We start from the raw sequence: 21,126 nt of genomic DNA on the forward strand, positions 1-21,126 counted from the left end.
GGGCCGATGTTTCCCATCATTCTCCGCAGGCTGGCGCTGTCCATCCCGCTCCTTGTGATCGTCTCGGCGATCACCTTCCTCCTGGAGTCGTTCGTGCCGGGAGATCCGGCACGAACGGTGCTCGGGATCAACGCGACGCAGGAGCAGTACGACGCGCTCAAGGCCGCGATGCACCTCGACCAGCCGGTCGCCGTGCAGTACTGGCTGTACCTCCGCGACATCCTGCGGGGTGACCTCGGCAGCTCGCTGTTCACCGGTGAATCCGTGCTGGGGCTGATCGGGCAACGCCTGCCGGTCACCCTGGCGCTGGTGATCGGGGGGACCGTGCTCGCGAGCCTGGTCGGCGTCGTACTCGGCGTGTACAGCGCGACGCGCGGCCGGGTCAGCCGCCGACTGTTCGACATCGTGTCCCTGCTGGGCAGCGCGGTGCCCAACTTCTGGATCGCGCTGCTGCTGGTCGCGGTGTTCGCGGTCAAGTTCGCGTTCTTCCCCGCCACCGGGTACACCCCGTTCGCCGAGTCACCGGGGCAATGGGCAGCCGGCCTCGTCCTGCCCGTGGTCTCTCTCTCGATCAGCGGTGTCGCCTTCATCTCCAAGGTCACTCGCGACGCGATGCTGTCCACCCTCAGCCTCGACCACATCAGAACGCTGCGGGCCTCCGGCATCCGGCCCTTCTCGATCGTCTGGAAGCACGCACTGCGTGGCTGCGGACTGCCGGTGGTGACCACGATCGGCCTCATGATGATCACGTTCATACCCGGCACGATCCTCGTCGAGAACGTCTTCACCCTGCCCGGTCTGGGCACCACGGTCGTGGACGCGACCAACCAGCACGATCTGCCGGTCGTACAGGGCCTCACCATCACCTTCACGGTCATGGTCATCGTGGTGAACCTTCTCGTCGACGTCCTCTACAGCCTCCTCAACCCGAAGGTACGTACGGAATGACCACTGTCGAGGCGCCTCCGAAGGCGCGATCGCGGGCGAGGATCAACCCCTTCGCCGGGATATGGCGCCGTCCCGTCGCCGCCGCATCGCTCGTCGTGGTCGCCGGGATCAGCGTCGCGGTGATCCTCGCCCCGCTCCTGGCACCGCACCCGCCGCTGGCGCAGGACCTGCTCCACACTCTGTCCGGTCCGTCGGCGGACCATCCGCTGGGCACCGACGTCCTCGGCCGCGACGTGCTGAGCCGGCTGCTCTACGGCGGACGGCCGACCCTGGTCGGGGTGGGGGTGGCCGTACTGGTCTACGCCGTTTTCGGCATGTCGCTGGGCATGCTGGCCGGCTACCTGCGCGGCTGGACCGACCGGGTCATCGTCGCCGTGCTGGACATCATGCTCTCGGTCCCCGCGGTCATCATCACGCTCGCCGTCCTCGCGATCTTCTACCAGAGCAACGTCGCCGCCATGCTCACGCTCGGCTTCTTCGCCTCCGCGGGCCTCGCCCGGATCATCCGCAGCTCATGCATCGCGCTGCGCGAGGAACTGTTCGTGGACGCCGCCAGGGTGTCCGGGCTCGGCCCGGCACGGATCATGGCACGACACATCCTCCCCCGGCTGACAGGGCAGTTGCTGGTCCCGATCTTCCTCTTCTCCGGCAACGCCCTCGCCATCCAGACCGGCCTCGGATTCCTCGGACTGGCCACGCCCGCGCCCGCCCCGAGCTGGGGCGGCATGGTCGGAGAGGCCGCGCAGATCATGCAGCAGGACCCTTACCTGCTGTTCGTCTCCGGTGGCGTGATCGGCCTCATGTCCCTGTCCTTCGGGCTGGTCGGCGATGGGCTGCGTGACCTCGAACAGGACCGGCGGCAGGCCACGGGTGGCCGATTGCGGCGGCCGGTTCCCGCAACGGCCTCCCAGGAATCCGCAGGGCCGTCGGACGGAGCGGTACTCGCGGACGGAGCGGTACTCGCCGTGCGCGACTACTCGATCGCCTTCGCCACCGCGCAGGAGCCGCGTACGGTGGTCGACTCCATCGGCTTCACGGTCCGCCCCGGTGAGATCTTCGGTCTCGTCGGCGAATCCGGCAGCGGTAAGACGGTGACGGGCCTGTCCCTGCTCGGACTGCTCCCGTCCAACGGGGCCGTGACGAGCGGCTCGGCATGGCTGGCCGGCACCCGGATCACCGGCCTGCCGGAACGGGAACTACAGAACATCCGAGGCGGCGACATCGCCCTGGTGTCCCAGGAACCCATGGTGGCGCTCGACCCGTACTTCACCATCGGCTCCCAACTGGCCGAGGTCATCCGGCGCACCGGTGACGTGCCGGGCGGAAAGGACGCCGTCCGGCAGCGGATCCGTGAACTGCTGACCAGCGTCCACCTGCGCGACCCGGACGACGTCGCGCGCCGGCATCCGCACGAACTGTCCGGCGGCATGCTCCAGCGCGTCATCATCGCCATGGCACTGGCCGGGTCACCGAAGGTACTGATCGCCGACGAACCCACCACGGCACTGGACGTGACCGTGCAGGCGGGAATCCTGGACCTGCTGCGCTCGCTGCGCGACGAGCACGGCATGGCGATCATCCTGATCACGCACGACCTGGGGGTGGTGGCCGACAGCTGCGACCGCGCGATCGTGATGGAGCAGGGCCGGATCGTGGAGGAGGGCTCGGTCGAGGACATCTTCTACCGGCCCCGGCACCCGTACACGAAGAAGCTCATCGAGAGCACACCCAGCATCGCTCGTACCGAGGGCAGGATCGCGTGACCGGAACATCCGTACTCCAGATCGACGGCCTCGCGGTCCGCTACCCGACCCGTGGCTTCCGCAAGCCCCCGACCACCGTCATCGAGGACGTGTCGTTCGAGGTCGGCCGCGCCGAGACGGTCGCCCTGGTGGGCGAGTCCGGCTCGGGCAAGACCACCATCGGCAGAGCGGTACTGGGCCTCACCCCGGTCAGCGGCGGACGCGTGGTGCTGGACGGGCGGGACATCACCCATCTCACCGGCCGTGCCCGCCGCCTGCTGTCCTCCGACCTCCAGGCGATCTTCCAGAATCCGTACGGGTCGCTCAACCCCGCGCTGCCGGTGGGCCGGACGCTGGCCGAGCCCCTGCTCTCCGGTTCGACCCGGTCACGCCACGAAGTGCGGGAGCACATCAGCGAGTTGCTCCGCCGCGTCGGCCTGCCGGAGGACGCGGCCGACCGCTATCCGGCCCAGTTCAGCGGAGGTCAGCGCCAGCGCGTCGCCATCGCCCGGGCGGTCGCCCGGCAGCCCAAGCTCATCATCTGCGACGAGCCGACCAGCGCCCTCGACGTCACCACCCAGGCCGCCGCCCTGGAACTCCTCTCCGAACTCCAGGACACACTGGGCTGCGCGTATCTGTTCATCACCCACGACCTCGCCGTCGTCAAGGAGTTCGCCGCGCGCACCCTGGTTCTGCAGCACGGGCGCATCGTGGAAGAGGGACGCAGCACCGACGTGTGCGACCGGCCGCAGCACGCGTACACCCAGCGGCTGGTGGCAGCCGCCCCCGTCCCCGACCCGATCGCCCAGCGCAACCGCCGTGACCAGCGACTGGCTGTGGAAGCGACCTCATGACAGATCGGCGGCGGCTGCTGTCGCGCTCTGGACAGTCGACCCGACCACCGGATCCCACATCCCACATCCGACCGGCGTCACGTCGGCACTCGGTCCCGCCCGTCCGGTCGGGTCACCAGTCGTAGGTCCGCCCAGGTGGCCTGGAGGCCTGGAGGCCTGGAGGCCTTCCACGGGGATGTCGCACTCGCCGCCCAGATAGTCCGCCGTCTCGATGGTCGTGAGGGCGAGCATGGCGTGGGCGAGCATGTCGTGGTCGCCGCCGACTCCCGCGTCCCGGAGGAGTGCGACCAGGAGGCCGTCCCGGTCACCGAACCGGCGGAAGAGGGTGCCCTTTCCCACGCCGGCCTCTCTCGCGACCGCTTCCATGGTCACGCGTTCCGCGCCGTGCTCACCGACCAGGCTGCGGGCGGCCTCCCGCAGCCGGGCGCGGTTGCGGGCGGCATCGGCTCGTTCGGCGTCGGCGGCGATGCAGCCCGGTGCTTCCATCAGCCCTCTCCCGCCACACGTATGTACACGCTTCCGTCGTCGATGCGAACCGGATAGACGGGGACCGGCCGTGAAGCCGGTGGATCGAGCGGCTCTCCGGTGCGCAGGTCGAACCGGGAGCCGTGCAGCCAGCATTCGACACGTCGAACGTGCGGAGGTAGGTGTAGCCGCTGTCGGGCATCGTTCTCCTGGAAGCATGCGCGGGGGCGTGAGACCGATGGCCCAGGCTAACGGCGTGAGACGGTACCGGGATGAGACCCCGGTCCGACTCCGAGTCGGCAAATGGGACTAGTACTGCCACGACCACGAGGGCCACCCACCGTTTCTGAGGGCTCACCCCCACGCCGTACCCGGCCTCGGGCCTCCGGGCGCCGCACCCGCACCCGCACCCGCACTTCACGGTGACGGCGCCCGGCTTGTGCCCCTGACGCAGATATTCGGCATCGCCGCCGGCCGGCTGAGCCGGACTCCGAAGTGTCGAGGTGTCACGGCGCCGGGTCGTTCGCAACAGTCGATCGACACCGGCGGTCCGTACCGTGGCGACGCCGAGGGCGGACTCCCCGGTTCGCCTCACTCTCCGCTGGAGGTGGACCTCGGCTCGCGGACCACGGCGACGCCGCCCTCGGGGACGGTGACCGTGCCGACAACCGGTTTGCCGGTGAGGAGTTCGACCCCTTCGGCGGGGATCTCGGCCCCCTGGCCGGCGTGGTCGATCAGGAAGAGGTAGTCGGCTTTGGCGCCACGCCGTCGCACCACCTCGATGCCGGCCGGCGCCTCGTGTTCCGGGCGCACGTCCGCTTCTCGGCGGAGGTGTTCCAGGACGGCGGACAGGGTTGCGGGGTCCGGGTGGGTGGCGACGTACCAGGCGGTTCCGCTTCCGTACGCGTGGCGGGTGATCGCCGGGACGCCGGCCAGCGGTCCGTCGGCGTATGTGGCGACGGCCTCCGCCCCGGTGAGCCGGAGGCGTTCCGTCCAGAGGTCGGCGGTCGCGCCCTGCGGGACCCGGCCGGTCAGACCGACCGACTGGTGGGGCAGCAGGGGGAACGGCTCGTCGCCGCGCACGCCGAGGATCTCACGGAAGGCGCCCGGGTAACCGCCCAGCCGCACATGGCAGTTCTCGTCGACCGCGCCGCTGTGGAAGCCCACGGCCAGGGTGCCGCCCCGTTCGACGTAGGCGGCGAGACGGTTCGCGCCCGTGTCGTCGACCAGATACAGGCTGGGGGCGAGGACGAGCCGGTAGGAGTCGAGATCGGGGGCGTCGGGGCGCACGAAGTCGACCGCGACACCGGCCCGCCACAGCGGTGTGTACCAGTCCCTCACCAGATCCTGGAAGCGGAGTTCGCCGCTGGGCTGGGAGGGCAGTTCCAGGGCCCAACGGGCGTCCCAGTCCCAGACGATGGCGACCCGGGCGGCGTGCGTGCTGCCGCGGACTTCGCCCAGTGCGCGCAGGTCGGCACCGAGTCGTACGACGTCCTGCCAGATCTGGCTGTCCGTGCCCGCGTGCGGCAGCATCGCCGAGTGCCACTGCTCGGCACCCGCCTTGGCCGCGCGCCACTGGAAGAAGAGGACGCCGTCGGCACCGTGGGCGACATGGGCGAGGGCGTTGCGGCGCATCTCGCCCGGGTTCTTGGCACGGTTGACGGGTTGCCAGTTGACGGCGCCGGTCGAATGCTCCATCAGCAGCCATGGGGCGCCCGCGAGAGACCGCATGAGGTCGCCGTTGAGGGCGATGTCGATCTCGGCCTCCGGGTCGTCGGACATCAGGTAGTGATCGTTGGAGAGGATGTCCAGCTCCGGTGCCCAACGCCAGTAGTCCAGGGAGTCGAAGGTGCGCAGCACCATGAAGTTGGTCGTGGCCGGGAGGTGCGGAGCGGCCTGCCGGAGCACCTCGCGTTCGGCGGTGCACAGCGACAGCAGCTCGTCGGAGCAGAAGCGGCGCCAGTCGAGCTGGTGGGTGGGGTTCGGCGGGGCCGCGGTGGCGCGGGGCGGCAGGATCTCGTCCCAGGAGTAGTACCACTGGCTCCAGAAGGTGGTGCCCCAGGCGTGGTTGAGGGCGTCGAGGTCGTCGCCGTACTTCGCCCGCAGCCACTTCCTGAAGGAAGCCGCGCTGGTGTCGCAGTAGCACTCGGGGTTGTGGCAGCCGTACTCGTTGTGGATGTGCCACATGGCGACCGCCGGGTGGTCGGCGTATCGCTCCGCGACTGCCGTCGAGATACGCAGCGCGGCCGTGCGGTAGGCGGGGCTGCTGGGGCAGAAGGTCTGGCGGCTGCCGTACGACAGGGTGCGGCCGTCCCGGTCGACCGGGAGTGCCTCCGGGTGGGTCTTGAAGAACCATGCGGGCGGGGCGGCCGTCGGGGTGGCGACGTCGGCGGCGATGCCGTTCTCGTGGAGCAGGTCCAGGATGCGGTCCATGCGGGAGAAGTCGTACTCGCCCTCCGCGGGCTCCAGCAGTGCCCAGGAGAAGATGCCGACGCTGACCATGTTCACCCCGGCCTCGCGCATCAGGCGCATGTCCTCGGCCCAGACCTCCTCGGGCCACTGCTCGGGGTTGTAGTCGCCACCGTAGGCGATGCCGGGCAGACGAAGGTGGCGTTCAGTGCTCACTGGTGGTGCTCCGGGAGATAGCAGGATCGGGTGACTTGAGTGGGCGTCAGCCCTTGTTGGCGCCCAGGGTCAGACCGCTCACGAACTGGCGCTGGAGCAGGAAGTAGACGATCAGGGTGGGGATCGCGGTGAGCAGGGCGCCGGCGGCGACCAGGTTGGGGTCGGTGAAGTACTGGCCGGAGAGGTTGTTGAGCGCCGAGGTGATCGGCATGTTCTCACCGGTGGAGATCAGCACGAGGGCCCAGAAGAAGTCGTTGTAGATCCAGATGGAGAGCAGGGTGGCCAGGGCTGCCATGGCCGGGCGGCACAGCGGCAGCACGATCTGCCAGTACAGGCGCCACACCGACGCGCCGTCGACGAGGGCGGCCTCGGTCAGCTCGTGCGGCAGGGAGCGCATGTAGTTGGCGAGCACGAAGGCGCAGAAGCCGGACTGGAACGCCACGTGGATCAGGACCAGGCCGAGCGCGGAGTCGTACAGCTTGCCGCTCATCGTGATGCCGGGCAGGTCGATGAGCAGGTACATGCGGTACAGCGGGGTGATGATGACCTGCTGGGGGAGCAGGTTGCCGGCCGTGAAGACCAGGAGCAGCGCCAGGTTGACCCGGAAGTCGAAGCGGCTGACGTAGAAGGCGACCATCGAGGACAGGAACAGCGTCAGCAGGACCGCCGGGACGGCGATGACGAGGGTGTTCACAAAGTAGTGCGTCATGTCCGACTGCGTGAACGCGTTCGTGAAGTTGTCCAGGCTCAGCCTGTCGGGCCAGGAGACATAGCCCTTGGTACTGGTCTCGCCGTAGGGGCGCAAGGCCGCGTAGAGGGCCCACAGCATGGGCGCCAGCCACGCCAGTGCCGTACCGGCGAGGAAGACGTGCAGCAGGATCCGGGCGGGGCGGACGGACGTGCGCTCCTTGAGAGCGCCGGTGGCGGCGGTGGTGCTCACGCTTGCCGCTCCTTCCGGAAGGTGGACACCAGGTACGGAATGATCACGACGAGGGAGATCAGCAGCAGGACGACGGCGATCGCGGAGCCGTATCCGATGCGGCTGGACTCGCCGACGATGTTGTCCGTCACCAGGATGGAGAGCAGTTCGGTGCCCTGGGCGCCGCCGTTGAAGACCCATACCAGGTCGAAGGCGCGCAGCGCCTCGATGATCGTGACGACCAGGACGATGGTGTTCGTCGGGCGCAGGGTCGGGAAGATGACGTTCTTGAACGTCTGCCACTCGTTGGCGCCGTCGAGCGAGGACGCCTCGCGCAGGGAGGGGTCGACGCCCTTCAGACCGGCCAGGTAGAGGATCATCATGTAGCCGGCGTGGCGCCAGGACGCGGCGACGAGGACGGCCCAGAGGTTGAGGTCCGGGTCGCCGATCCAGTCGATGTAGTGGCCCGGCTTGTTGGCGCCGATCACGCTGTTGATCAGACCCGTGTCCGGGTTGTAGACCAGCTGCCAGACGAAGCCGATGACGGCCAGCGACATCACGACGGGCAGGAAGAACGCCGTCTGGTAGACGCGGCTGAAGCGGATCTTCTTGTCCAGCTGCACGGCCAGGAACAGCCCCAGCGGGGTCGGGATCAGGATCAGTACGACGAACCAGACGATGTTGTGCTCGACCGCCGGCCAGAACTGGGGGTTGGTGCTGAACAGCTCCTTGAAGTTGTCCAGGCCGACCCACTTGATCGAGTCGAAGCCGATGCCGTCCCAGGTGGTGAAGGCCAACGCGATCGAGGCGAGGGCCGTGAACCAGACGAGGGCCACATGCAGGACCGTGGGCACGCCCGCCATGAAGGCGAGCGTGACGCGGTCACGGCGGGTCAGCAGGCGTCGATGTCCCTGCGGGACCCGCTTGTTCTCCGGCGGCCGGCCGCTCGGAAGCGGCACGGCGGCCGCCTCCGAGCTCTTCGCGTTGATGTCGGTGCTCATTCCACTGCTCATGAGGACGCGAAGATCGTCTTCTTCTGGCGCTCGATCGACGAGAGCAGGCTGTCGACGCCCTTGGGGTCGCGGATGAACTTCTGCAGCGCCGGCTGCATCACCGTGGAGGTGAAGTCCGGACGGCTGTCACGGTCCATGTACTGCGTCAGGCTCTTCGCCCCGTTGATCATCTCGTACGCCTTCTTCTGCAGCGGCGAGTACGAGGAGGTGTCGGCCTTGGTCGAGGCGGCCACCACGTTCGGGTCGGCCTTGAGGTAGATCTGCTCCGCCTCCGGCGTGCCCAGGAACTCCAGCAGCTTGACCGCGCCCGACTTGTTCTTCGGGGACTTGCTCAGCATGTAGCCGTCCGTGGGGGCCTCGACGGTGTCCTGGCCGTAGGCCGGGTCGATCTCCGGGAAGGCGAAGAAGTCCAGGTCGTCCAGGTCGGCCTTGTCGGTGAACTGCTGGCCCACGAACGTGCCCAGCAGGTACATGCCCGCCTTCTTCGACACCAGGGTCTGCGCCGCGTCCTGCCACGTACGGCCGACCGCGCCGTCCTGGTGGTAGGGAAGGATCTCGGCCCAGTTGTCGAAGGCCGCACGGACCCGCTTGTCGGTCCAGGAGGCCTTGCCCGCCATCAGCTCCACATGGAAGTCGTAGCCGTTGGTACGGAAGTTGATCTGGTCGAACGTGCCCAGCGCGGGCCAGGCGTCCTTGTCACCGAACGCGATCGGCACCAGGCCGTCCTTCTTCATCTGCTTGCACAGCGCGATGAAGTCGGACCAGGTGGTCGGGACCTCGTAGCCCTTCTCCTTGAAGACGCTCTTGCGGTAGAAGAGCGCCCACGGGTACGTGTACAGCGGCACGAAGTAGAACTTGCCGTCCTCGCCCTGGCTGAGCTTCTTCATCGCGTCCGGGAAGTTGCCCCCGATGGTCTTCCACACGTCGTCGATCGGGGTGGCCAGACCCTTGTTCGCGAAGAACTGCATGCGGTAGCCCGCGAACCAGTGGAACACGTCGTCCGGCGTGCCCTGCAGGTAGGAGTTGATCTGCTCCTGGAAGGTGTTGTGGTCCTTGGTGTTCACGTCGACCGTGATCCCGGACTGCTTCTTGAAGGCCGCGTAGATCTCGGCGAACGCCTTCTTCGGCACCGCGTCCGAGGCGTTGGAGCCGAGAGTGACGGTCTTCGGGTCGGCAGACGTGTCACTGCCACCACAGGCGCTGAGCAGGGGAATGCCGGCGCCGAGCGCGGCGGCGCCGCCTATGCCGCGCAGCATGGTGCGGCGGCTGGGGCCAGGTATGGGCCGAGCAAGGGATGATTCGTGCATTTCGACTCCTGACAGGGCTGTCGCGCACAGGCGTGGCGCGTCAGCCCGAAGAAGGTATGGCGGAGGGTGGCCATCAAGGAGACCAGAATCCAACACGATCGAACAAACGCGATCGGCGGACGCGAGGAAGAGTGAACGCTCCGTGGACTCGCTGTCAAGACTCCGCGTTCAGTGAGCCGTCGCGGCAGGATCCCCCACACGCCGCCGACGCGAGCGGCCGGACCAGGCTCGCCGGCCGACCCCCAGATCCGCCCTTCGCTCAGAATATTCCATCTGACCAGCATGGATTCATCTCGGACGCGCCCTCTTCAGGCACCCGGCACGACCCGTTCCACTTGCCCGTCGGCCTCGCCGATCGCCACGCGGGCCGCAAGTGTCATTGCGGGAACTCTTGACGTGCGGTCGGTGGGTGCGTAGACATGACCGCGCGGTCAGACCGCGTGGTCATATCGTTGACCTCGCCAGATGGATACACACGGCTTTGGGAGACCTCATGACACCAGGAGTCGAGCACGTCGCGGGCTCCCCCGCGCCGCGCAGTGCGGACGTGGCCAAGCTGGCCGGCGTCTCGCGCAAGACGGTCTCACGGGTCCTCAACAACGAGCCGTATGTCTCCGACGAGGCCCGCGAACGCGTGCTCGCCGCCACCGAGGAACTCGGCTACCGGCTGAACCACGCCGCCAGAGCGCTGGCCTCCGGACGCACCCGCTCCATCGGTGTGGTCGCCCTGGGAACCGCGGGCTACGGCACCGCTTCCCTGCTCATGGGCATCGAGCAGGCCGTACGGAACGCCGGTTACGCACTCCGCGTGATCAACACACCGGACGGCGCCCCGAAGAGCATCGCCGGTGCCGTGGAGTCACTCCTGGAACAGGGTGTGGACGGCCTGGTCGTGTCCGAGCCCATCGTGGAAGGAGACGTCGCACTCCGGATCGACGTGCCGGTCCTCTTCCTCGGCGCACCCCCCGCCTTCACCGCCACCCGGACACTGACCGTCGGCGTGGGCGCCCACCCCTTGGCGCGCGCCGCCACCGAGCACCTGTTGGACCTGGGACACACGACCGTCCATCACCTCGCCGGCCCCCGGCACTGGTACGCCACCAAGGACCGCATCGAGGGCTGGCGGGCGGCGCTGACGGAGCGCGGCGCCTACGAACCGCCGCTGCTGAACGGCGACTGGTCCGCGGCCTCCGGGTACGCCGCGGGCCGTGCGCTGGCCGCGGACCGGTCCGTGACGGCGGTGTTCGCCGCGGGCGACGAGATGGCCATCGGCCTGATCCACGCCCTGCGGGAAGCGGGACGTCGCGTACCGGATGACATCAGCGTCGTCGGCTTCGACGGCAACCCCGTCTTCGCCTATGTCTCCCCTCCCCTGACCACCGTCCGTCAGCCCTTCGACGCCGCGGCGGAGGAGGGCATCCGCCTCCTCGTGCACGCCATCGAGGAACCCGACACCGCCCTGCCCCCGGCGAGCGACCCACCCGTCGAACTCGTCGTCCGCGGCTCGACGGCACCTCCGCCGCCGCCCCCGTCGGGCCTGGCACGACCTGCTGCCACCTGACCCGCCCAGGACCCCGGGCCCAGTGCCCACCGAACTCCGCCGCTCTCCGCCGGAACTGCCCCCGGCCGCGTCGGACACCCAGACCCACCCCCTTTTCCCCTTCCCCTCCCCTTCCCCTCCCCTTTTCTCCGCTGGAGCCGCAACATGTCCCCTGCGCAGCGAGGCGCCAGACCCGGCGCCGCTCCGCGTCCCCGCCCCACCACTCTCCTGTTCCTGCTGCTCGCCCTGATCGTCGCCGCGGCGACGCTGGTGCTGCCCGCCGCGGGCCGGGCGGACGCCCTCTCCCGCCCGTCCCAGACGATGTACACCCCGCCGTCCAACGCGCCCTCGCCCGGGTCGTTCTACCCGCGGGCGATGCGCATGCAGCACAACGGCTCGGCCAACGGCACCCTGCTCGCCACCTTCGAGCAGTACACCTCGGGCACACCGGTCTTCCCGATATACCGCTCCACCGACAACGGCGACTCCTGGACGAAGATCTCCGATGTCGCCGACACCCAGAACGGCTGGGGCATGCGCTGGCAGCCCGAGCTGTTCGAACTGCCCCAGGCCATGGGCGGTTTGCCGGCGGGCACCATCCTGGCCGCCGGAGCTTCTGTCCCCTCCGACCGCTCAGCCATCAAGATCGATGTCTACGCCAGCACCGACCGCGGACTGACCTGGAGCTTCGTCAGCAACATCGCCACCGGCGGCCCGGCATTCGACCAGAACGGCAATGGCAACACTCCCGTGTGGGAGCCGTTCTTCCTCGTCTCCGACGGCAAGCTGATCGTCTACTACTCCGACCAGCGCGACCCCGACCACGGCCAGAAGCTCGTCCACCAGGTCTCCACGGACATCCGCAACTGGGGCCCGGTCGTGGACGACGTGGCGATGCCCACCTACAGCCAGCGTCCGGGTATGGCCACCGTCGCGAAGCTGCCCAACGGCAAGTACGTCATGACGTACGAGTACGGCGGCTCTCCTGCGGGCAACTTCGCCGTCTACTACAAGATCTCCTCCGACCCGGAGGCGTTCGACTCCGTCACGGGCATTCCACTGCGTTCGACGGACGGCACGGTTCCTCGTGGCACCCCCTACATCACCTGGCTGCCCACCGGCGGTCCGAACGGCACCCTCGCCGTCAGCGCCAACAGCGCGGACGACCTGTTCCTCAACACCGAGAACGGCGCCGCGGACACCTGGACGCGTATCAACGCCAACGTCGCCGGCGGGTACAGCCGGGGCATGCTCCCGCTGGCCGACGGCCACAGCCTGCTGGTGCTCAGCGGGGGCCGCGCACGCAGCACCGGCGTCAACCCGGTCACGTACAGCACCATCGACCTGGGCGGCGGTATCTCCGACGGCGCCACCTACACCCTGTCCAACGCGAACAGCGACCTGAGGCTCACCATCGCCGGCGGCTCCACCACCAACGGAACCAACGCGACCCAGCAGACCACGACCAACGCCACCGACCAGCAGTGGCGCTTCGAGCAGCAGGCCTCCGGCTACTTCAAGATCTTCAATGTCGCCAGCGGCAAGGTCCTCGGCGTCCAGAACCAGTCCACCGCCGACGGCGCCAAGATCCTGCAGTGGGACGACAACGGCACCCTCGACCACGAATGGGCCGTCGCCCCGCACCCCGCCGGCGGCTACACGATCACCAACCGCGTGACCGGAAAGTACCTGGAGATCCCCAGCGCCTCCACCACCGTCGGCACCGCCGCGGCTCAGTGGAGCGGTACCAGCTGCGCCTGCCAGCGCTGGAACCCCACCCAGACCGCCCTGCCGCCGCTGGGCACCGGACAGTACGTCCTCGTCAACAAGAACAGCGGCAAGTACCTGGACATCCCCAACGCCTCCACCGCCACCAACACCGCGGTCGGCCAGTGGCGCAACTCCGCCTGCGCCTGCCAGATGTTCACCTTCCAGTCCGCCGGCAGCGGGGCCTGGACCATCAAGAACGTCAACAGCAACCTCAACCTGGACATCCGCAGCGGCTCCACCACCGCCGGGGCCGTCGTCGTCCAGAACACCGCCTCCAGCGCCGACTCCCAGAAGTGGACCCTCACCGACGGCGGCAACGGCTACTACAAACTCCGGAACGTGAACAGCACCCTCGTCGCGGGCGTCGCCCAGTCCTCCACCGCCGACGGCGCTGCTGTGGTCCAGTGGAACAGCTCCGCCCTCGACGACCAGCTCTGGAAGATCGTCCGCATCAACTGACCGCACAGGGACGGTTCACCGGACCGACACCGCACCAACTGCCGGGTCCGCCGACCAGAAGTCGGCGGGCCCGGCCCGCTCCGGCGAAGGCCCGGTCAGCCGACGTCGAGCACGATCTTGCCGCGCACCCGTCCGGACTGGCTGAGGCGGAGGGCTTCGGCCGCCTCGGCCAGGGGGCAGCGCGCGGTCGATGTGGACCGTGAGCTCGACACCTGCACGAGCCCTGTGGTCTCCGTGACGCAAACGGCCTCGGACGAGAAGTCCGAGGCCGAAGGCCGTGCGCCAACCGCCTTGGCTCAGCGGAGGTCGGCGGTCAGTCGGTACGAGCCGGAGGGCAAGCGGTACGAGGACACCCCGTCCGAGTGACCGAGGTGGCGCACGCCGTCCACTCGTGCCAACGGAGTCCGTCCCTCGCGCACCGAATCGGCGGAGGCGGCCGGCAGACGCAGGGTGGCCTCGCTGTTCGCGGGCACGACCGCATGGTACGCGAGGGTCCGGCCCCCGCCCTCGACCGCCCACTCGCTCCGGATCTCACCGTACGGCGACTCGTAGGTGCCCGAGACCTGAGTGACCTTCCCCGTGGGGTCGGGGTGGGGCTGGAGGAGGAATCGCTTGAAGCCGGGGCTGTCCGGATCACGGGCGATACCGGCCATGTAGGCGTACATCCACTCCATGATCGCGCCGTAGGCATAGTGGTTGAAGGAGTTCATGCCGACCGGGCCGAACCCGTCGTCCTCGGAGTAGGAGTTCCACCGCTCCCACACCGTGGTGGCTCCGTTCTTCACCGAGAACAGCCAGGACGGCAGCGCGTCCTGGTGCAGCAGCTTGTACGCCAGGTCCGCGCGGCCCTCGTCGGTGAGGACGGGGGCGAGTACGTTGACGCCGAGGAAGCCGACGGACAGCGTGTTCTCGGCGTACCTGACCCGGATGCTCTCCGGGTGCGCCTCCTTGTGGGCCGCGTCGTTGCCGATGTTGTCCGCCAACAGCCCGACGAGCGTACGGCGCTGCGCCTCGGTCTCGTAGAAGCCGAGCTTGAGGACCCACAGCAAGGCGCTCTGGCTGTTGTCCTCCGTCTTCTGGTCGGGGTCGGCGCCGGGCTCGATCGGGGAGGCCGGCCCCAGACCGGACCTGACGGTGACGCGGCCGCCCTCGGTGCTCAGGTACTTGGTGATGAACGCCTGCTTGATGCGTCCGAAGAGCCGCTCGTACTCCTCGGCCTCACCGGCCCGGCCGATCGCACGGGCCATCCGCGCCATCAACTGGGCGGAGTAGCCGTAGTAGACGTCGCTCATCAGCTGGGCGCTGGTCTTCTGCGGGGCGAGCCAGTCGCCGGTGAGGGATCCCTGTCCGGCGTAGGTGTCGCCGGTCTGCCGGCGGATCCAGTCCAGGTAGCGGGCCATGGACGGCCAGTTGCGCTCGACGACGGTCGGGTCACCGGTCATCTGCCACACGGTCCACGGCACGATGACCCCGGCGTCGGCCCAACCGCTGCCGCCTCCGGGGAAGTTGAAGCGTCCGCCCGGTGCGAGCCCGGTGTACTGCGCCTTGTCCGCGCCGTAGATGGTCTGGGAGTCGACGACCGTGTCCTGGAAGTGGCTGAGGAAGACGCCCGCGTCCGCGTTGTACAGGCCGGTCGTGGCGAAGACCTGGGTGTCGCCGGTCCAGCCGAGGCGTTCGTCGCGTTGCGGGCAGTCGGTGGGCACCCAGAAGTAGTTGCCGCGCTGGCCCCAACGGATGTTGCTTGTCAGCTTGTTGATGTCGGGGTCGTTCGTCGTGACGGTGCCGGTCTCACGGGTGGCGGATGTGGCGACCTTGCCCGTCAGCCGGGTGATCGTGACGGTCTCCGACGAGGTGACGGACACGTATCGGAAGCCGTAGAAGGTCAGGGAGTCCCGATGGCTCTCCCCCTGCGGGTCGCCCTTCAGGACGTACGTGCTGGTGGCCTTGGCGCTGCGGAGGTTGGCCCGGTAGACGGAACCCTCGGGGCCGTCCGCACCGGCGCTGTCGTCGTTGAGCATCTCGGCGAACTTGAACTCGACCTTGGCGCCGGCCGGGCCTCGCAGGCTGTGGCGGGCCACCCCGACCATGTTCTGGCCGAGGTCGAAGACGGCGGTCTCGCCACTGCCGATGGTGACCGAGGCGGAGGCCGCCTTCGCGGGGTCGGTCACCGTGCGGGCCGGGTCCACGACGACGCGCCCTCTGCCGTTGGGGCTGCCGTCCTGTCCCGTCACACCGGTGGCGACGGTGACGGACTGCGGCCGTCGGTCCCAGCGGTGCACGAAACGCGCGGTCTCTCCCGGGTAGGCGAGCAGCCGCACGTCCGGGTACTTGTCCTCGAAGGCGACTCGTTCCACGTCCGACCAGGTCGAGTCGTCGAATCCGTCGGCGGTCCAGCCCGTCAGCTCCCTGCGGGCGTCGTACGTCTGGCCGTCATAGATGTCGTCGGCCCGGTAGGGGCCGGTGTCGGTGGCCCGCCAGCCGCCGTCCGTGTCGGTGACGACCGTCTGGGACGTACCGTCGGCATACCTGATCAGCAGCTTCGCCTTGACCGCGAGGGCATGGCCGTCCTTCGCGTAGTAGGTGCTGCCGTCGGAGACACGGCTGTTGTACCAGCCGTTGCCCAGAACGACGGCGAGCGTGACCTTCGGTCCGCGCGTCACGAGGTCGGTGACGTCGTAGGTCATGTAGTTGACGCGCGCGTCGTAGTTGGTCCAGCCCGGCGGCAGCAGTTCGGTCGTCCTGCCGCCGTCCTGCGAGACGGTCACACGCTGTCCGCTGACGTACGCCTCGTAGACGCCGAGGGCCGAGACGTACAGCCGTGCCTCCCGGACCCGGGGCCGGTGCTTTCCGGAGCCCGCGCCCTTGAGTGCCTGCTCCTTCCTGAGCATCGGCGCCCCGGGCGAGTTCGGGGTCTTCCCCTTCATCCCGATCCACCGCGCGCCGGCCCATCCGGCCACACCGTCGGTGCTCATCAGGCCGGTCTCGAAGGAGGAGGGGGCCGCGACGCCGACGGGACGGCCTTCGGTGTCCCAGACGGTGACCGTCCAGTGGTAGCGGGTCGAGGCGCCGAGCGGCTCGCCCGCGTAGCGGACGGCGACCGAGTCGGAGGTACGGACGCGTCCGCTGTTCCAGACGTCCGCGCGTGCGGCGGTCAGCTTCTCCGGAGCGCTGGCCACGAGGATCTGGTACGCCCCCTGTGCCCGCCCTCGTGTCGCCGACCGCATGCGCCAGCCGAAGCGCGGGCGGTCGGCGTCGACGCCCAGGGGGTCCGTGCGGTGTTCCACGGTCAGGCCGGACACCGCGCTCTCGCCCGGCCGGGGCTGAGGTGCCGCGTGGGCCGTGGTCGCGCCGCCGAGGCCGCCGGCCACTACCGGCACCGCGCCCGCCGTCGCGGCGAGCACGCTGCGGCGGCGGATTCCATTCGCGGGTCCGCCCGGACGGTCGCCGCCCTCGCCGGCTCGGTCAGCGTCGAATAAGTCGTGCTCTGCATGGGTCACACCGTGTTCCCTTCAGTTTCACATGTGGGGGGTCAGGAGCCGGACCTGTAGTCGGCGTCCATTGCGTCCAGGAGCTTCTGGGGCGTGGACTGCCCGCTGAAGATCTCCTGGAGGCCGCTGAGCATGGTCTGCTGGACCTTGGGGTTGGGCCAGAGCTGATCCATGAACGGCACTGTGCGGTCGGACCCGATGAACTCGGAGAGTTCGGCGAGTGACGGGTCCGCCGTGAAGCCCGTGTCGGGCAGGGCGGGCAGACCGCCCTGCTTCTTCACGAACACGTTCATGCCCTCGGGCGACATCACGAAGTTCACGAACTTCAGCGCCAGTTTCTCGTTCTTCGCCTTCGCGTTGACGCCGTATCCGCCGCCCGCCGCGGCGGGTATGAGGGTCCGGGAGGCGTCGTCGGCGGCGGGCAGCGCCTTGAGCGTGAACGTGCCCTCGGGATTCTTCTGCTTGCAGGGCGATCACCCAGTTGCCCTGGACGATGCCGAGGGTCTTGCCGGTGGCGGCGAGTTGCTGGCCGGCTTCGTAGGTGGTGCCCAGTGGGTTCTTCTGGAAGCAGCCGGTCTTCTCCATCGTCAGGTACTTGTCCAGGGCGGTGGTCCACCGGGACTTGGCGAAGGTGGCCCGGCCGGCCTGCATCTTCTGGTCGAAGTCCCGGTCGTCGCCGTAGACGGTCGTGGCGACCAGCGCGTACAGCACGAGCTGCGTCACCCAGTTGTCCTGGTTGCCCACTGCGAAGGCCGGGGTTCCCTTAACCTTCGCGGCCTTGCAGAAGGCCAGCAGCTCCGTCCAGGTGTCCGGCGGGGTGAGGCCCGCCTTCTTCACGGCCTGCTCCTTGTAGACGGCGCCGATGCCGTTCTGTCCGAAGACCGCGCTGTACGTCTTCCCCTCGTACTGGGCGACGGACTTCATCGCGTCCGGCAGCTCGGCGGCCCACGGCTGGTCCGACAGGTCGCGCAGATAGCCCGGCTTCGCCAGCACGTATGTCGTCGCCGGATTGCCGTTGCCGGGCCCGACCGACATCACGTCGGGTGCCGTGGTAGTCGTCCAGGCCGACCAGGGAGAAGTCGGGGTCGAGTCCGTCCCAGTCGGTGAACGCGTAGTACACACCGCGCGCACTCGGCACCAGGACGACGAAGGCGAACAGCAGCATCGCGGGCAGGGTGAACCACCACGGCGGGGTGGTTCGCGCGCGCCGCACCCGTGGAGCCGGGTCCGCGCCCGGGGGCCGGTCGATGTGCGGAGATTGCTCGAGCGGGGTGGCTGTCACTGACGAACCTCCTCTCTTGAAACGATTCAAGCCAACTGCTGGATCAACTCTCCGACCGCGCCTCGACGGGAGCGTCGCCGGTCTCTTCATCCTGGAGTTCGGTGCCGGGGCGGTGTGGGGCCCGACGCCGGGCCGGGCGGCCCGGAATGGTTGTGGGTAACGTTTCCCAAAGGGTGTGGCCAGACCCTAGGGAGCGTCCCGCGTGACGTCAAGACGTTGCGCACACACTGCGGGGGCATTACGAGGAAGGCGCCTCCCCCGCTCCGAGTCACCCGCTGAGCTGCGGAATCCGTCCTAGACTCGGCCGCCCAACGACTCCCCGAAAGGCAAGGACCGGATGGAGCCGCCAGCAACACGCCGCAGGGTCACCATCGTCGACGTCGCGCGGCACGCCCGCGTGTCCGTCACCTCCGTGTCGAAGGTGCTGCGCAACGCGTACGGGGCCAGTCCCGAGATGCAGACCAGGGTGCGCCGCGCGATCGAGGAGCTGGGCTACCGGCCGCACGCGGGTGCCAGAGCCCTTCGCGGGCAGACGTACACCATCGGCGTGATGCTGCCCGACATCCGCAACCCGTTCTTCCCCGAGATCCTCGACGGCATCACCGCCTCACTGGAGGAAACCGACTACCAGGTACTCCTGGGACCCGGCTGCAACGGGGAGAACGAGGAGGCCCGCGTCACCGAGGCGATGATCGACCGCGGCATGGACGGCCTCGTCCTGGTCGCACCGGTCTCGTCGCGCGCGCACCTGGAGCACGTGGGCACCGCCATACCGACCGTCGTCGTCGGCCGCCACGGATCCTCTCCCGCGTACGACACCGTGACCGACGACGACTTCGAGGGCGCGGCCCTGGTCGTCAGTCACCTCGCCGGTCTCGGCCATCGCCGGATCGCCCACATCGAGCATCACGAGACCGACCCGACGCGCCTCGCGGAGATGCCCAACGCCCGGCGCGCCGACGGATACCGGCAGGCCATGCGGGTGCACGGGCTGGAGGAGTGGATCGACGTGGTCTCCACCAGCTACACCCAGCAAGGCGGTTACCAGGGCGTGCGGGAGTTGCTGTCCCGTCCGGCCGCCGCCCGGCCCACGGCCGTCTTCGCCGGAGCGGACATCGTCGCCATCGGCGCGCTCCAGGCGGCCTCCGAGGCCGGCCTGTCCGTTCCCGGCGACATGTCGGTGGCCGGATACGACAACACCACGTTCGCCGCGTTCGACCCGATCTCGCTCACCAGCGTCGACCAGGCGGGCCAGGAGATGGGCAGGAACGCCGTACGACTCCTCCTGGAACGCATCTCCGATCACGGCCGCCCGTCGGCCAAGGTCACCCTCTCCCCCAGCCTTGTGCCGCGCCGGTCCACGGCACGACCGGCGGAGTGAGGGCCGACACCGAACAATGCGGGGGGGGCGTTCAACCCTTCGGTTGAATGTTGGACCGAACTTTTGGGAAACGTTGCCCATCGCTTCTCGCTGAGGCAAGGATGAGGGTGCCCGACGGCCGTGGCAGAGCCAGGCGCCGGGCTTCCTCACTCCCCCCTCAGAGAGGTCTCCTCAGCGTGCCCAGCTTCAGCAGAAGGAATGTCCTGGCCACCGGCGCAGGCGCCGCCCTCGGTATCGGCGCGTTCGGCGCCTCGACCGGTCCGGCCGCGGCCGCGCCGACGGGCTCCCGCCGTGCGGAGGGGCGCGAGGAGACCCGTACGCTCGACCAGCTGTACAAGGCCGCGCTCGCCGAGGGCGGCAAGCTCGTCGTCTACGCGGGCGGCGACACCCCGACCCAGCAGGACGGCACCAAGGCGGCCTTCAAGGACCGCTTCCCCAAGCTCGACCTGACGCTGATCGTCGACTACAGCAAGTACCACGACGTGCGGGTCGACAACCAGTTCGCCACCGACACCCTCGTGCCGGACGTCGTCCAGTTCCAGACCCTGCAGGACTTCGACCGCTGGAAGCAGCAGGGCCGCCTGCTGCACTACAAGCCGGCCGGCTTCTCCAAGGTCTACGACGAGTTCAAGGATCCGCAGGGCGCGTGGGTGGCCACCGGCGCGATCGCCTTCAGCTTCATGTACAACACGGCGACGGTCGGTTCGAAGAAGCCGCTCACCCCGCTCGACATGGTCGACCCGAAGTGGAAGGGCGGGATCGCCTCGTCGTTCCCGCACGACGACGACGCGGTCCTCTACCTCTTCTCGCTGTACGCCCGCACGTACGGCTGGGACTGGGTGGCCAGGTTCGCCGCCCAGGACGTCCGGTTCGCGCGGGGCAGCAACTCGCCGGGGGACGCGGTCTTCGGCGGGCAGAAGGCGATCGGCGTCGGCACCGCGGGGTCCGCGGTCAGCTCTTCCCCCGTGACGTTCGCCATCCCGGACGGACACCCGTTCATGGCCTGGGGCCAGCGCACGGCCATTCTCAAGCAGGCCAAGAACTCCACCGCCGCCCAGCTCTTCCTCAACTGGCAGCTGTCGAAGGAGATGCAGAACGGCTCCTTCAACGGCTGGTCCGTGCGCACGGACGTCACTCCGCCGACCGGTCTGAAGCGGATCTGGGAGTACCCGAACGCGAACGTGAACGGCTTCCCCCGCTTCATGGCCGACCGCGCCGCGGTCGAGCGCTGGAAGCAGACCTTCGCCCTGTACTTCGGTGAGGTCAAGGGCGACCCGACGCCCGGCTGGCTCGGACTGCACCCGGGGGCCTGAAGACGGGCGGGGCCACCGGC

Annotated in this window: 15 protein-coding genes and 2 pseudogenes; 7 read left to right on the forward strand and 10 right to left on the reverse strand. The window is 68.8% G+C overall.

What is annotated here, in order from left to right:
* The first annotated feature begins 6 nt into the window (after nt 1–6).
* Genes SGFS_RS11725 through SGFS_RS11735 form a run of 3 tightly spaced genes read left to right on the forward strand, consistent with a single transcriptional unit; the run spans nt 7 to nt 3,544 of the window.
* Nucleotides 7–948, forward strand: coding sequence for an ABC transporter permease (locus SGFS_RS11725; protein WP_286249791.1), 942 nt, complete (start codon nt 7–9; stop codon nt 946–948).
* Nucleotides 945–2,711, forward strand: coding sequence for a dipeptide/oligopeptide/nickel ABC transporter permease/ATP-binding protein (locus tag SGFS_RS11730; protein WP_286249792.1), 1,767 nt, complete (start codon nt 945–947; stop codon nt 2,709–2,711). The genes SGFS_RS11725 and SGFS_RS11730 overlap by 4 nt, the downstream gene beginning before the upstream one ends.
* Nucleotides 2,708–3,544, forward strand: a complete 837-nt coding sequence (locus SGFS_RS11735; protein ID WP_286249793.1) for an ABC transporter ATP-binding protein — start codon at nt 2,708–2,710, stop codon at nt 3,542–3,544. Before SGFS_RS11730 ends, SGFS_RS11735 begins: the two co-directional genes overlap by 4 nt.
* On the opposite strand, the gene SGFS_RS51380 is transcribed toward SGFS_RS11735, so the two are convergent.
* The 6 genes and pseudogenes from SGFS_RS51380 to SGFS_RS11765 form a co-directional block, all read right to left on the reverse strand.
* Nucleotides 3,539–4,030, reverse strand: a complete 492-nt coding sequence (locus tag SGFS_RS51380) for a TetR/AcrR family transcriptional regulator (protein ID WP_350283993.1) — start codon at nt 4,028–4,030, stop codon at nt 3,539–3,541. The genes SGFS_RS11735 and SGFS_RS51380 overlap by 6 nt on opposite strands.
* Nucleotides 4,030–4,173: pseudogene (locus tag SGFS_RS11745) on the reverse strand (nitrite reductase (NAD(P)H) small subunit); the annotation flags it as partial. The gene SGFS_RS51380 and the pseudogene SGFS_RS11745, both read right to left, overlap by 1 nt.
* A gap of 427 nt (nt 4,174–4,600) precedes the next feature.
* On the reverse strand, nt 4,601–6,634 hold the full coding sequence (locus SGFS_RS11750) for a beta-galactosidase (protein ID WP_286249794.1): 2,034 nt from the start codon (nt 6,632–6,634) through the stop codon (nt 4,601–4,603).
* Between the two features lie 46 nt (nt 6,635–6,680).
* The gene (locus tag SGFS_RS11755) at nt 6,681–7,574 is read right to left on the reverse strand and encodes a carbohydrate ABC transporter permease (protein ID WP_286249795.1); all 894 of its coding nucleotides are present in this window, start codon (nt 7,572–7,574) and stop codon (nt 6,681–6,683) included.
* Nucleotides 7,571–8,554, reverse strand: coding sequence for a carbohydrate ABC transporter permease (locus tag SGFS_RS11760; protein WP_286249796.1), 984 nt, complete (start codon nt 8,552–8,554; stop codon nt 7,571–7,573). The genes SGFS_RS11755 and SGFS_RS11760 overlap by 4 nt, the downstream gene beginning before the upstream one ends.
* Before the next feature lie 8 nt (nt 8,555–8,562).
* Complete coding sequence (locus SGFS_RS11765; protein WP_286249797.1) at nt 8,563–9,873, reverse strand: ABC transporter substrate-binding protein; 1,311 nt, start codon at nt 9,871–9,873, stop codon at nt 8,563–8,565.
* A 493-nt stretch (nt 9,874–10,366) separates the two neighbouring features.
* Between SGFS_RS11765 and SGFS_RS11770 the strand changes: the two genes are divergently transcribed.
* Both SGFS_RS11770 and SGFS_RS11775 read left to right on the forward strand, forming a co-directional pair.
* Nucleotides 10,367–11,434, forward strand: coding sequence for a LacI family DNA-binding transcriptional regulator (locus tag SGFS_RS11770; protein ID WP_286249798.1), 1,068 nt, complete (start codon nt 10,367–10,369; stop codon nt 11,432–11,434).
* A gap of 144 nt (nt 11,435–11,578) precedes the next feature.
* Nucleotides 11,579–13,642 (forward strand): RICIN domain-containing protein, encoded by a 2,064-nt coding sequence (locus tag SGFS_RS11775; protein WP_286249799.1) that lies wholly within the window; start codon nt 11,579–11,581, stop codon nt 13,640–13,642.
* A gap of 95 nt (nt 13,643–13,737) precedes the next feature.
* Here the strand turns inward: SGFS_RS11775 and SGFS_RS11780 are convergent, their stop codons facing one another.
* The 4 genes and pseudogenes from SGFS_RS11780 to SGFS_RS11795 all read right to left on the reverse strand — a co-directional run.
* Nucleotides 13,738–13,854 (reverse strand): zinc-binding dehydrogenase, encoded by a 117-nt coding sequence (locus SGFS_RS11780; RefSeq protein ID WP_286249800.1) that lies wholly within the window; start codon nt 13,852–13,854, stop codon nt 13,738–13,740.
* An 84-nt stretch (nt 13,855–13,938) separates the two neighbouring features.
* Entirely contained in the window at nt 13,939–17,043 is a 3,105-nt protein-coding gene (locus tag SGFS_RS11785; RefSeq protein WP_286249801.1) for an alpha-L-rhamnosidase, read from the reverse strand.
* 128 nt (nt 17,044–17,171) lie between these two features.
* Nucleotides 17,172–17,555: an extracellular solute-binding protein gene (locus SGFS_RS11790; protein ID WP_286259891.1), complete on the reverse strand. Its 384-nt coding sequence runs from the start codon at nt 17,553–17,555 to the stop codon at nt 17,172–17,174.
* Nucleotides 17,556–17,655: 100 nt separating this feature from the next.
* Nucleotides 17,656–18,165, reverse strand: a pseudogene (locus SGFS_RS11795) (extracellular solute-binding protein); the annotation flags it as partial.
* A 584-nt stretch (nt 18,166–18,749) separates the two neighbouring features.
* On the opposite strand from SGFS_RS11795, the gene SGFS_RS11800 reads away from it, so the two are divergent.
* Complete coding sequence (locus tag SGFS_RS11800) at nt 18,750–19,793, forward strand: LacI family DNA-binding transcriptional regulator (protein ID WP_286249802.1); 1,044 nt, start codon at nt 18,750–18,752, stop codon at nt 19,791–19,793.
* Nucleotides 19,794–19,969: 176 nt separating this feature from the next.
* The gene (locus SGFS_RS11805; RefSeq protein ID WP_286249803.1) at nt 19,970–21,106 is read left to right on the forward strand and encodes an ABC transporter substrate-binding protein; all 1,137 of its coding nucleotides are present in this window, start codon (nt 19,970–19,972) and stop codon (nt 21,104–21,106) included.
* Nucleotides 21,107–21,126 lie beyond the last annotated feature (20 nt).

Origin of the sequence: Streptomyces graminofaciens (genome assembly GCF_030294945.1) — a bacterium.
In the GTDB taxonomy this organism is placed as follows: Bacteria; Actinomycetota; Actinomycetes; order Streptomycetales; family Streptomycetaceae; genus Streptomyces; species Streptomyces graminofaciens.

What these genes read in the sequence shown, in the direction of transcription:
- SGFS_RS11725 (WP_286249791.1), top strand. Translation starts at nt 7, where the DNA reads ATGTTTCCCATCATTCTCCGCAGGCTGGCGCTGTCCATCCCGCTCCTT.
- SGFS_RS11730 (WP_286249792.1), top strand. Translation starts at nt 945, where the DNA reads ATGACCACTGTCGAGGCGCCTCCGAAGGCGCGATCGCGGGCGAGGATC.
- SGFS_RS51380 (WP_350283993.1), bottom strand. Translation starts at nt 4,030, where the DNA reads ATGGAAGCACCGGGCTGCATCGCCGCCGACGCCGAACGAGCCGATGCC.
- SGFS_RS11760 (WP_286249796.1), bottom strand. Translation starts at nt 8,554, where the DNA reads ATGAGCACCGACATCAACGCGAAGAGCTCGGAGGCGGCCGCCGTGCCG.
- SGFS_RS11765 (WP_286249797.1), bottom strand. Translation starts at nt 9,873, where the DNA reads ATGCACGAATCATCCCTTGCTCGGCCCATACCTGGCCCCAGCCGCCGC.
- SGFS_RS11770 (WP_286249798.1), top strand. Translation starts at nt 10,367, where the DNA reads ATGACACCAGGAGTCGAGCACGTCGCGGGCTCCCCCGCGCCGCGCAGT.
- SGFS_RS11775 (WP_286249799.1), top strand. Translation starts at nt 11,579, where the DNA reads ATGTCCCCTGCGCAGCGAGGCGCCAGACCCGGCGCCGCTCCGCGTCCC.
- SGFS_RS11800 (WP_286249802.1), top strand. Translation starts at nt 18,750, where the DNA reads ATGGAGCCGCCAGCAACACGCCGCAGGGTCACCATCGTCGACGTCGCG.